Origin of the sequence: Pediococcus cellicola (assembly GCF_001438655.1) — a bacterium.
Classification (GTDB): Bacteria; Bacillota; Bacilli; order Lactobacillales; family Lactobacillaceae; genus Pediococcus; species Pediococcus cellicola.
The window spans coordinates 120,790-133,041 of sequence record NZ_JQBR01000002.1 but is presented as its reverse complement, the minus strand read 5'-3'; the positions used below and the strand labels follow the sequence as shown (position 1 = coordinate 133,041).

Here is a 12,252-nt window from a genome sequence, read left to right as displayed (position 1 = left end):
TGAGTCTTTAAGACTTACAATGCTTTTTTTGAGGCTATTTTAATTTTTGTTCGCATTAATACGGAAAAACAAAAAAATGATATTGGAATTAAAAAGACAGGCAATGCACTGATAGAGAAGGACTTTTGGAAAATAAAAAAATCAAAAAATTGAAGGCTTTGGGACATTAAGCGAAAATTAATTTTTATTGTTGCTTTTAATTCAATTCTAATATATAATAATAACAACTTTTGAAAACGAAAGTAAATCAAGAAAAAAAGGAACGGAGTTGTAGGTTATGAGAGTAAAATCCGCAGTTAAACTTGGCGCAGTTGCGCTAGCATCAACTTTTGTATTGGCCGCTTGTGGAACTAAAAGCAGCGACAGTTCAAAAAAACAATCTGTAAACTTCATGGTCGCTTCAGAAATCCCCACAATGGATACTTCTAAAGTTACCGACACAATTGGGTTGACCCAATTAGCTAATACAGAAGAAGGACTTTACCGTTTGGGTAAAAATAGTTCAGTTCATAATGCATTAGCAACGAGCACAAAAGTTTCCAAAGATAAAAAGACCTATACTTTTACATTACGTAAAAATGCCAAATGGAGTAACGGTGATCCAGTCACTGCAAAAGATTTTGTTTACTCTTGGCAACGTACTGTTAATCCAAAGACAGCATCTGAGTATGCTTACTTGTTCTCAGGAATTAAGAATGCCGATAAGATTTCATCCGGCAAAGTTAACTACAAACAATTGGGTGTTAAAGCCGATGGTAAGTACAAATTAACAGTAACGTTAGATCGTCCAGTCCCTTATTTCAAGTTATTAATGGGCTTTGCACTCTTCTTCCCACAAAACCAAAAGGCTGTTGAAAAATATGGTTCTAAATACGGAACAGCTTCTAACAAGCTTGTTTATAACGGACCATACAAGTCAGTTGGTTGGACAGGAACCAACTTGAAGTGGAAATTAGTTAAAAACGATAAGTATTGGAACAAGAAGAACATCAAGATGGATACCATTAACTATCAAGTTGTGAAGGATCCTGCCACTGCTTTAAACTTATATAATAGTAAGAAACTTGATGTGACAACTATCACTGGTAGCCAAGTGGCACAATACAAGAACAATAAAGCTTACAAGTTGCGAAAAGAAGCTTCTACTTTCTATCTACAATTGAATGAAAAGAGAAGTTACTTCCAAAACAAGAAGGTTCGTCAAGCAATTTCAATGGCGATTGACCGTGACCAGTTGACTGGCAAAGTTCTTGCCGATGGGTCACAGAAACCATTAGGTTATGTTTCCACTGGCTTAGCAGAAAACCCTAAGACTGGTCAGGACTTCGCTAAAGAAGCTCAGGTGAAGTCAGCCGTTACCCAGAATCTTACACAAGCTAAAAAGCTGTTAAAGGAAGGCTTGAAAGAAGAGGGTATTTCTAAGCTTGAATTTACTTTGATGGCTGATGATACTGCTTCTGGTAAGACAACCAATGAATTCTTACAGTCACAAATCGAAAAATTGGGTAGTAACGTCAAAGTTAATGTCCAAAACATTCCATTCAAGACACGTTTAGCTAATTCGACTAAAGGTAACTTCGATGCAGTCATCACCGGCTGGGGTGCTGATTTCTCTGATCCAATTTCATTCTTACAACTCTTCGTTACTGGAAACTCAAACAATAACGGAAAATGGAGCAATAAGGAATACGATAAGTTGATCAAAGCTTCAAACACAACCGATGCTAAAAATGAAGAAAAACGTTGGGACGACTTAGTTAAAGCTGAGAAGATCCTAATGCAAGAACAAGGTATTGTACCATTGTATCAACAAGCTGCTTCACAATTGTGGAACACGAAGTTGAAGGGTGAGGTTTACAATTCAGCCGGTATTAACTTCGATTATTCTGGACTTTACCTTGAAAAATAAATAATTTGATCCAATTTTTAGGGGGAAGCGGGTAATTTTAATACGCTTCTCCTTATCTTTTTCCTAGATGTGAGGTCTCTAAGAATTGTTTGCGTAAAAAAGAAGTCAAAGTTGATTTTAGGCGAAAAAAGCTGATGAAAAGATGACTTTTAAAATTTTGTAACATAAAACGCATACATTCAATACTAGCAAGGCTTCAAGGTATGTCTTTTTTAATGAAAGTGATCATTATAATGCATAAAATTAGAAGGTGAGATTGAATTTAATCTTCTTCTAATATATAATGAGAACAACTTTTGTTAAGAAAGTACATACAATGAAGTCGATTAAGATTTCACAAAGGGGTTGGAAAAAATTATGAATGTCAGATCAGCTGTGAAGGTTGGAGCGGTCGCGCTAGCTTCAACATTTGTCTTAGCTGCGTGTGGATCCAAGGATAGTAGCTCAAGTAAACAGTCAGTTAACTTTGAAGAAAGTGCTGAAATTGCTACAATGGATCAGTCGAAGGTTACAGATGTCGTCGGTTTTACTCAATTAGGTAATACGCAAGAGGGACTTTACCGTTTAGGTAAGAAAAGTAAAGTTACCAACGCGATTGCAACGAGTACCAAGGAATCTAAAGATGGAAAGACTTGGACATTTACGCTCCGTAAGAATGCAAAATGGAGTAATGGTGATCCTGTCACCGCTAAAGATTTCGTTTATGGTTGGCAACGTACTGTAAATCCAAAGACAGCTTCCGAGTATGCTTACTTGTTCTCTGGAATTAAGAATGCTGACAAGATTATGGCTGGCAAAGCTAACTATAAGCAACTTGGTATTAAAGCAGAAGGTAACTACAAATTGGTCGTCACTTTAGACCGTCCAATTCCTTACTTTAAGTTGTTAATGGGCTTTCCAACTTTCTATCCACAAAGTCAGAAGGCTGTTGAAAAGTATGGTTCTAAATACGGGACAGCTTCAGACAAGTTAGTTTACAATGGTCCTTATAAGCAAACTGGCTGGACGGGTACGAACTTAAGCTGGAAGCTTGTTAAGAACAACGAATACTGGGATAAAAAGAACGTCAAGATGAATTCTATCCATTATCAAGTTGTCAAAGATGCCAGCACTGGCTTGAACCTTTATAATAGTAAGAAACTTGATGTGGCAAATATCACTGGTAACCAAGTTGCGCAATACAAGAACAACAAGGACTATGTTTTACGTAAACAGTCTTCAATGTTCTACTTACAGTTTAATATGAAGAACCAAAAAGTCTTCCGCAACGCTAAAATCCGTCAAGCAATTTCCATGGCCATTAACCGTAAACAGTTAACTGGTAAGGTGCTTGCTGATGGTTCAGGCATGCCAAAGGGACTTGTTTCAACTGGTTTAGCAAGCAATCCTAAGACTGGTGAAGACTTTGCTTCTGAAGCAGAAGTGAAATCTGCAGTTAGTCAAAACTTGACAGAAGCTAAGAAGCTTATGGCAGAAGGATTGAAAGAAGAAGGTAAATCTAGCTTATCATTTACGTTGCTTGGTGATGATACAGCTTCAACAAAACAGATTACTGAATTCTTACAATCACAAATTGAAAAGATTCCAAATGTAAAAGTCAGCCTTCAAAATGTGCCATTTAAGACACGTTTGACTAACTCTTCAAACGGAAAATTCGATGTTGTCCTTTCTGCTTGGGGCGCCGATTTCTCTGATCCAATTTCCTTCTTACAATTATTTGTAACTGGTAATGCTCAGAATAATGGTGGCTTTAGCAATAAGCAGTATGATAAGTACATCAAGGCTTCTAACACAACGGATGCTACTAGTCCAGAAAAACGTTGGAACGACATGGTCCAAGCTGAAAAAATCTTGATGAATGAACAAGGAATTGCACCAGTCTTCCAGCAAGCACAATCACAACTTTGGAGTTCCAAGTTGAAAGGTGTTGTTTATAACAGTGCCGGTGTCAACTTCGATTACAAAGACTTGCATCTGACAAATTAAAGTTTCATAAATCAAGCGTTAATTTTGGACAGAAGGGTAAGGGTTCGCGTAACTGCTGACTCTTACCCCTTTGTTGTAAAGGCCAAGTTGGTTTGAGATACAGAAAGATAGGGAGGAATATAAATGGCAAGATATCTAGCAAAACGGATTTTTTATCTGGCATTAACGCTGTTTTTGATTGCAAGTATCACCTTCTTCTTAATGAAGCTGATGCCCGGGACACCGTTGAATAACCAGGCAAAACTATCGCCACAACAGATTAAAGTAATCTATGAGCATTATGGTTTGAATAAGCCAGTTTGGCAGCAGTATGTGAACTACATTTTGGATGCAGCGCATGGCAACTTCGGTTTGTCATTCCAGTTCAGCGATCAGCCTGTATCTTACTTAATCTCAAGTCGAATTGGACCATCTATGCAATTAGGTGGTCAAGCAATGATTGTTGGTGTCATCTTAGGAATTTTCGTGGGCTCTTTAAGTGCCATTCGAAAGAATACTTGGGTTGACGGTACTTCAACATTCATTTCTATCCTAGGAATTTCTATTCCAAGTTTCGTTTTAGCCATCTTACTTCAGTATTATTTAGGGCTAAAATTACAGTTGTTTCCGATTGCAGATTGGGGCGGATTCTCATACACCGTCTTACCTACACTTGCTTTAGCAGCTTCACCTTTTGCTGAAACGTCACGATTCGTGCGAACTGAAATGGTCGATGTTTTGGGGAGCGACTATATTGAACTTGCACGTGCAAAGGGACTTAGCCGGATGGGGATTGTTTGGCACCATGCTTTACGAAATAGTTTGATTCCGCTGGTTACCGTTATTGGGCCATTGACAGCAGCCATTATGACTGGTTCGATGGTTGTTGAAAACATCTTCTCAGTTCCTGGTATTGGGGAACAGTTTGTTAAGTCCATTTTGGTTAATGATTATCCAACTATTATGGGTGTGACGTTATTGTATTCCGCATTGCTATGTGCAATGCTGCTATTGACCGACTTGGTTTACGGAATTATTGATCCACGAATCCGAATTACTGGGAAAGGGGAGTAAATAAATGGAAGAAAAAATGAAATTGGCACCGGACGCATTTGAGCCGGTTTCCAAAAAAGAAGCATTAGACGATGAAAAAATCGTTGCACCTTCACGGACATTTGTTCAGGATGCTTGGCGACGATTAAAACAGAACAAGGCTTCTTATATTTGTTTATGGATCCTAGTTGTCATTGGTTTGATTGCTTTTACATCACCAATCACAGCTTCACATCCAAATGAATCACATCCAAATTATGCAAATTTACCTCCTAAGATTCCTGGTGTGAATATTAATGGACTTAACGGGACTTCAGTGGTTGCGGGTAAACGAGTAGATGCTTACAAGCAAAACAATGTGCCAAGTAAAGTGCATTATACTTTGGGTACCGATTATCTTGGCCGTTCTTTAGCACAAAGAATTTTACGTGGAACTTTGGTTTCATTGCTCATTGGTTTGTTTGCCACATTGATTGATTTGATTGTCGGTGTTGGGTACGGGGTAGTTTCGGCCTGGAAAGGTGGTATGACGGATATTGTCCTGCAACGGATAATTGAAGTCATTTCATCAGTCCCAAATATCGTTATCATGGTCTTGTTAATGCTGGTTTTAAAGGGTGGTATGTTACCAATTATTTTGGCGATTGCCTTTAATGGTTGGACGACAATGGCCCGGCTGACACGTGCGCAAACTTTGCAGCTGAAATCACAAGAGTACGTGCTAGCAGCTCGTACATTGGGGGAATCAACGTTTAAGATTGCCTTGAAGCATTTGTTGCCAAACCTTTCTAGTGTGATTATCATTCAAACTATGTTTACTATTCCAACTGCTATTTTCTTCGAAGCTTTCCTGAGTTATATCGGAATTGGGATTCAAGCACCAACGGCTTCGTTAGGAACCTTAATTAGTGATGGGCAAAAGAACTTCCAGTTCTTGCCATACCAAATGTGGTATCCAGCGTTAATGTTATCCGTAATCATGATTGCCTTTAATATTCTTGCTGATGGTTTACGTGATGCGTTTGACCCTCGGACAGCTCGTAGATAGGAGGAAGATACAATGGAAAATGCAGAAGAAAACATTCTGGAAGTAAAAGACTTGACCATTGACTTCCATACCTATGCAGGTACAGTTAAGGCGATTCGTGACGTTTCTTTCCATTTGAAAAAAGGAGAAACGCTAGCGATCGTTGGTGAGTCTGGTTCAGGAAAAACTGTCACGACTAAAACCGTGATGGGTCTGTTAGCTAATAATGCTGAGGTTGTGGAAGGAACTGTTAAATTCCATGGCAAAGATATTTTGAAAATGTCACAGAAGCAATTGGAAAGTATTCGTGGGAAAGATATTGCAGAAATTTTTCAGGATCCGATGACTTCGCTTGATCCTACCATGAAAATTGGAAAACAGATCGCCGAACCATTGCGCGTTCACAAAGGCTACAGCCGAGAAAAAGCGAATAAACAGGCCTTAGAGATGTTGAAGTTGGTTGGCATTACCAATGCTGAAGAGCGTATTAATGACTATCCACATCAGTTCTCTGGTGGGATGCGTCAACGAATCGTGATTGCGATTGCTTTAGTATGTTATCCAGAAATTCTGATTGCCGATGAACCTACAACTGCTCTAGATGTAACCATTCAAGCACAAATCCTAGATTTGATGAAGGAATTGCAAGAGAAGATCTCGACCTCTATCATTTTCATCACTCATGATTTGGGGGTTGTTGCGGGTATGGCTGACCGGGTTGCGGTTATGTATGCCGGCAAGATTGTGGAATATGGAACTGTTGACGAAATTTTCTATAATCCACAACACCCTTATACATGGGGCTTGTTGAATTCAATGCCTACCCTTGATACTGCAAAAGGTAAGCTGGAATCTATTCCAGGAACACCTCCCGATTTATTAGATCCTCCAGCTGGAGATCCCTTTGCAGCTCGGAATCCATACGCCATGAAAATTGATGAACAAAAGGAACCACCATTTTTCAAAGTTTCTGATACGCATTACGCCGCAACATGGTTACTTCATCCAGATGCGCCTCATGTGGAACCACCAGTTGAAATTAAACGTCGTCAAGAAGTTTATAAACAACGTTTACAAGCAGGGACGATTAATCAGGGTCATATCCATTCAACTGGAAATACGCGTTTTGGTAACGATGATGATGACGCAATTGGTGAGTAAAGGAGACTAAGCATGGATACACGAGAAAAAATTCTAGAAGTAAAACATTTAAAACAATATTTTAATGTTGGCAAAAAAGATGAAGTGCATGCGGTCGATGATGTCTCCTTTGATATTTATAAGGGTGAAACTTTTGGCTTGGTTGGTGAATCTGGTTCTGGGAAAACCACAACTGGACGGGCAATCATTCGGTTGTTAGATCCCACGGATGGACAGGTTATTTTTAACGGTCGTGACGTGGCTTCCTTAAAGAGCAAAGCTGACATGATGGCATTTCGTCGGGAAATGCAAATGATTTTTCAAGATCCTTATGCCTCTTTAAACCCTCGTATGAAAGTTAAAGATATTGTGGCTGAGGGAATTGATATTCATCATTTGGCAAAAAATGATCAGGATCGTACAAACCAAGTAGAAGATTTACTTGAAACGGTTGGCTTAAACCGTGATCATTCTAGTCGTTATCCTAATGAGTTTTCAGGAGGACAGCGTCAACGAATCGGGATTGCTCGTGCTTTAGCAGTTCAGCCAGATTTCATCATCGCTGATGAACCAATTTCAGCTTTGGATGTTTCCATTCAGGCCCAGGTTGTTAACTTAATGAAGGAACTCCAAGTTCAAAAAGGGTTGACCTATCTGTTTATTGCGCATGATTTATCCATGGTGAAGTACATCAGTGACCGAATTGGTGTCATGCATTATGGTAAATTGCTTGAGATCGGACCGGCGGAAGAGGTTTATAATCATCCGCTACATCTCTACACGGAGAGCTTGGTTTCTGCTGTACCACAGCCAGATCCTGAGTTTGAACGTAATCGTCGTCAAGTCGTTTACGATGCTTCGCCTGAGTTCGATGACAAAAAACGAAAAATGGTTGAAATCACTCCGCAACATTTCGTGAGTGCTAGTGAAGATGAGTTAGCAACTTATCGTAAACGTGCGATTGAAAATGGGTTAAAACCACTTAATTAATTAAAAAGCGTACTATCGTTAACCTTTGAGGTTTCGATAGTACGTTTTTTTGTGATGAAAATTATTACCAGAAATTAATTTTGAACATTTCCTTTAAGCCGGATAAAACAAATGTTGGTAGGGCGGGAACGAAAATAACCGCTAGATAAACTGGCCAAGTCAAGCTGCTAGTCCCCATCAAGGTATTAAAGAAGGGCAACATGGTAATGGCTAAAGAGGAGATGGCGGCAAAGAGTACGGCAGCCATTAAATAGGGATTGCTGAACGGACTGCGGCGAAACAAGGTGTGTGTGGTTCGTGCGTCAAAGACATGCCAGAGTTGACCGAACACCAGCGTAAGGAAGGCGACAGTTTGCGCTTTATTCACTGGCATGCCGGATTGTGCGGCCCAATAAAAGGCGACAAAGACGGTGAGTCCCATAACGGCACCCCGGACAGCAATTCTAGACAAAAGATGGTTGGCTAGTAGGGACTCGTGTACATTTCGTGGCTTTTCTGACATAACATCATGTTCTGCGCCGTCATAGCCAAGTGCAAACGCAGGTAACGAGTCGCTGATCATGTTGACCCACAAGACCATGATTGCTGTAAGCGTGGGTGTGAGTTCGGAAACATGGCCAATCGACCGCGTAATAAAGAAGGTTCCCAACAAGATGGAGAGTACTTCCGCAACATTTGTGGTAAGCTCTTGGCGCATAAAGTTTTTAATGTTGGCAAAAATGGTTCGCCCAGCAGCCACCGACGTTTCAATAGTCGTAAACTTGTCATCCAATAAAATTAAATCCGCAGAATCTTTTGTGACTTCTGTGCCATTAATGCCCATTGCAATTCCGATATCGGCCGCGCGCAACGCTGGGGCATCATTGACACCATCTCCAGTCATGGCGACAACTTGATCGTGTTTTTGCAGAGCTTTGATAATGCGTTGCTTGTGTTCTGGTGAAACCCGAGCATAAACCCGAATATCTGGTACTATCTTAAATAGTTGCGCATCAGAGAGTTCTTCAATTTCTTGACCTTCCAGTGTACGCGCCTGTTGGCTTCTAATTATGCCTAGACGATAGGCAATAGCTTGCGCAGTTGCCGGATGATCCCCAGTAATCATAACGACCTGTACACCTGCCTTGTGCAAATTGGCAATTGAAGTGCGAACTTCAGCGCGGGGCGGATCAATAATGCCAGCAATGCCAAGTAGTGTCAGGTCTTGTTCCAATTCAGCTTGTGTGGCATGAAGGGCTTGTTGTTTGGTTAAGGTCCTTTTGGTTACGGCAATGGTACGCAAAGCATCATCGGCATAATCTAAGATTTGTTTTTCTAAAAGTTCGCGGCCTTGTTCAAGCGGCACAATTTGGTCTTTTAAACTGACATCAGTGGTATGCTGCATAATCACATCGGGAGCTCCCTTTGTGAATAACTTGTAGGAGTCGCCAAATTTTACAACCGTACTCATCATTTTACGATCACTCTCAAAAGGTAAGACACGAAGAATGTCAAAATCTTCATCATCCGTTTGATTGAGTAAATTGGCACGCGTTATTTTGGCTTTGCTGCCGAGGACAATTAAGGAAACGTCTGTCGGGTTACCAAGCGGTTCATAGTTGCCATTTTCGTTACGTTGAATTTGAGCCTCATTATTTAACACTGCGCTTTTGATGAAGGGGAGGTAATCAGCTGGCTGTCCTGTCTCATCTTCTTCAAAGGAGGTAATTTCACCTACAGGGTCGTAGCCATTTGCGTCTGCCGCAAAGTGCCGCCCGTTGGCGAAAAAGCGGGTCACCGTCATTTCATTTTTTGTTAGGGTTCCAGTTTTGTCTGAAGCAATAAAGGTGGTGGCTCCTAAAGTTTCCACACTACTTAAGGATTTTATCAGACCATGGTTGCGTGCCAGTGTTCGGGCACCGATTGTGAGCACAATGGAAAGAACGACAGGCATTGAATCCGGAATGGCTGCGACAGCTAAGGCAATGGCCCCAGAAACACTGGCCATCAAACCGCTAAAAGTAATTGTATTTGTGGCCAAATATTCTTTGACCAAATCGTAGGTAATGGCGATCATAACCACACCAATGGCAGCAATCATCAAACGTTTGGTTAATTGGTTAATCGCACGCTCAATGGGTGTTTTACCGGTAGGGGTACGGTTGAGAAGGTCGGCAATTTTTCCGAGTTCGGTATGACTTCCTGTGGCTGTCACCACACCAATTCCACTTCCATTAACCACAGTAGAACCAGAGAAACCCATGTTAGTTCGATCGCCGAGGTCAGTATGTTCTGGCAAAGTTTGGAAGTCTTTTTGGATAGCATCTGATTCCCCGGTAAGGTGGGATTCGTTAACTTGTAGCTCATTTACTGAAAGAAAACGCACGTCGGCTTCAATAAAATCACCCATTTTGACTTCGACAATATCACCTTCGACCAATTTGGAGGCGTCAATTTTCTCCCAAGTTTGGTCACGTAACACATTAGACTGGTGTCTGGAAGCTGAGCTTAAGGCATCTAGAGACTTTTGAGCACTTAGTCTTTGCCAGTAAGTAAGCCCAGAGTTAATCAGAATCACAATCAGGATGACAATGCCCTCATAAAGCGCAGACATACCACTGGGCGGATCCTTTTTAATAAAGAAATCATAACTTGCACTGATTAAAGTTAACCCAATAGCAATCCAAAGGATAATAATAATGGGTTCCGTTAGAGCATGTAAATAGGCCTTCCAAGCTGGTTCTTGAACTTCTTGCTGAATTTCATTTGGCCCATACTTGGCCAATCTCTCGTTTGCATCTGCTGTCGTTAAACCATCATGGCGTGAAGTTTTTAACTCATTAAGCACATCTTTGCAATCTTGTGAGTACATCACACATCTCCCTTAGATTGGGTAACCCATCAGTATATATAACAAAATTGTTATTGTACGTTCATTATTCCAGAGAGGCATGGTGTTCGTCAACTAAAACGCTACCAAACTATAAAAGTGGTCTAGCTATCCATGAGTTGGATGTGGAGTTTTATGTAAATTAAATGCTACTATCTCGCAAGACCAGCGCTGTTCCGACCGTTATTTTCCGGGGGATGAGTTGACGTTTTTGAAATTGTTCAGTGAGTAAATCAAAGGCTGCTTTGGCCATTGAATTTCGCGATACATGAATCGTACTTAAGCTTGGAGATACATATTTTGCCGATGTAATATCATCAAAACCGATAAGTGAGACCTGATGGTGAGTCACGGTATAAAGCCTAATCGATCTAAAGAAGCGTTGGAAAAGGTGCTTTTATTTCGCACATACGACGTTTAAAGTTCAAAAACAGAAAGGGACTGGAATTTTTCCAGTTCCTTTTTAAATTCAAGCGACCGTTACTTTATAGAAATTAAAGTAACGGTCGCATTTTAAGTTATCAGCTGTCATCAGTTTTGATGCTCCTGAATACGAATTGCGAAAGCATCTAAAAAAATACGGGTAAGGATTTGTAAGGGGAGCCGTGAGCGAATTTCATATTTTGGAAAATAGGATTCGGCAGATTTCACCCCTAAAAAGATGAGATCCGAATAAGGAATGATGTTTCCCCGACTGTTACATGTGAATGTGATGGTGGTCACTTCGTTTTTTGCCAACGACTGTGCTGCTTTAACTAACTCGGGCGTATTTCCATTTAACGTCAGAAAAATGACGACGGTATGCCGACTTTTAATTTGTTTACTCAAAGTTTTAATAATATTGGGATCATCGTGAAGCTGGGCGTCTTTGCCCAACAACTCGAATTTAAGGAGAATATCTTCACCAATCAATTTTGATAAGCCACGCGCAAAAATATAGACGTGTTTAGCATTATTGACCTTTTGGATGGCGTCTTCCATTACCCCAATATTAAGATTACGAATGGTATTGTCCACTTCGTATTGATTTTTTAAAATGGCGGCCCGAATTTCGTGGTCGGTTTCTTTTAAAACTTTAAAATCTTGTTCTTGATTTGATAATTTTCTAATGGCTTCTTGACGAAACGGTGTATAGCCAGAGTAGCCCATTTTCTTCATAGTACGGACAATCGTCGCTGTGGATACATTGGCTTTTTCACTAAGTTCAATGATTGATGTGTTGACGATTTCACTGGCATGTTCTTGGACATATTGCCAGAGATAGCTTTCCGATGTGCTAAGGGATGATTCTTTCACAAG

9 protein-coding genes are annotated in these 12,252 nt (G+C 40.4%); 6 read left to right on the top strand and 3 right to left on the bottom strand.

Annotated elements, in window-relative coordinates:
• Window positions 1–277 precede the first annotated feature (277 nt).
• The 6 genes from IV80_RS02480 to IV80_RS02455 all read left to right on the top strand — a co-directional run bounded on the left by IV80_RS02480 (window position 278) and on the right by IV80_RS02455 (window position 8,084).
• Window positions 278–1,909, top strand: a complete 1,632-nt coding sequence (locus IV80_RS02480; protein ID WP_057749023.1) for a peptide ABC transporter substrate-binding protein — start codon at window positions 278–280, stop codon at window positions 1,907–1,909.
• Between the two features lie 357 nt (window positions 1,910–2,266).
• The gene (locus IV80_RS02475) at window positions 2,267–3,895 is read left to right on the top strand and encodes a peptide ABC transporter substrate-binding protein (protein ID WP_057749020.1); all 1,629 of its coding nucleotides are present in this window, start codon (window positions 2,267–2,269) and stop codon (window positions 3,893–3,895) included.
• A 123-nt stretch (window positions 3,896–4,018) separates the two neighbouring features.
• Window positions 4,019–4,948, top strand: a complete 930-nt coding sequence (opp3b, locus tag IV80_RS02470) for an oligopeptide ABC transporter permease (RefSeq protein WP_057749017.1) — start codon at window positions 4,019–4,021, stop codon at window positions 4,946–4,948.
• Window positions 4,949–4,952: 4 nt separating this feature from the next.
• Window positions 4,953–5,975, top strand: a complete 1,023-nt coding sequence (locus IV80_RS02465; protein WP_057749015.1) for an ABC transporter permease — start codon at window positions 4,953–4,955, stop codon at window positions 5,973–5,975.
• Between the two features lie 12 nt (window positions 5,976–5,987).
• Window positions 5,988–7,115, top strand: a complete 1,128-nt coding sequence (locus IV80_RS02460) for an ABC transporter ATP-binding protein (protein WP_057749012.1) — start codon at window positions 5,988–5,990, stop codon at window positions 7,113–7,115.
• A 12-nt stretch (window positions 7,116–7,127) separates the two neighbouring features.
• Window positions 7,128–8,084, top strand: a complete 957-nt coding sequence (locus IV80_RS02455) for an ABC transporter ATP-binding protein (RefSeq protein WP_057749010.1) — start codon at window positions 7,128–7,130, stop codon at window positions 8,082–8,084.
• Between the two features lie 64 nt (window positions 8,085–8,148).
• Here IV80_RS02455 and IV80_RS02450 read toward each other — a convergent pair whose 3' ends face one another.
• From IV80_RS02450 to IV80_RS02445, 3 genes are all read right to left on the bottom strand, one after another.
• Complete coding sequence (locus IV80_RS02450) at window positions 8,149–10,935, bottom strand: cation-translocating P-type ATPase (RefSeq protein ID WP_057749005.1); 2,787 nt, start codon at window positions 10,933–10,935, stop codon at window positions 8,149–8,151.
• Window positions 10,936–11,095: 160 nt separating this feature from the next.
• Entirely contained in the window at window positions 11,096–11,305 is a 210-nt protein-coding gene (locus tag IV80_RS09945) for a substrate-binding domain-containing protein (protein ID WP_162259294.1), read from the bottom strand.
• Between the two features lie 179 nt (window positions 11,306–11,484).
• Window positions 11,485–12,249 carry a MurR/RpiR family transcriptional regulator gene (locus IV80_RS02445; protein WP_057749001.1) on the bottom strand — a complete coding sequence of 255 codons (765 nt, stop codon included), beginning with the start codon at window positions 12,247–12,249 and terminating at the stop codon, window positions 11,485–11,487.
• Window positions 12,250–12,252: the final 3 nt, after the last annotated feature.